Origin of the sequence: Klebsiella sp. C349492 (genome assembly GCF_042055345.1) — a bacterium.
GTDB lineage: Bacteria > Pseudomonadota > Gammaproteobacteria > Enterobacterales > Enterobacteriaceae > Klebsiella > Klebsiella scottii.
This window is the reverse complement of record NZ_JANQCE010000055.1, coordinates 1-245: the sequence shown is the minus strand read 5'-3', so window position 1 is coordinate 245 and position 245 is coordinate 1. Positions and strand designations below refer to the sequence as shown.

Here is a 245-nt window from a genome sequence, read left to right as displayed (position 1 = left end):
CGTTGAGCTAACCGATACTAATGAACCGTGAGGCTTAACCTTACAACGCCGAAGCTGTTTTGGCGAAGAGACGAAATTATCAGCTTGATGACAGATTAACTGACAGGCCGAAGTGGCGTGTTGGTAAACAGAATTTGCCTGGCGGCAACAGCGCGGTGGTCCCACCTGACCCCATGCCGAACTCAGAAGTGAAACGCCGTAGCGCCGATGGTAGTGTGGGGTCTCCCCATGTGAGAGTAGGGAAC

General features: G+C 53.1%; 1 rRNA gene. It reads left to right on the top strand.

The features are described from left to right. Positions 1–137: 137 nt before the first annotated feature. A 5S ribosomal RNA gene (gene rrf / locus NWP14_RS27940) occupies positions 138–245 on the top strand; the annotation flags it as partial.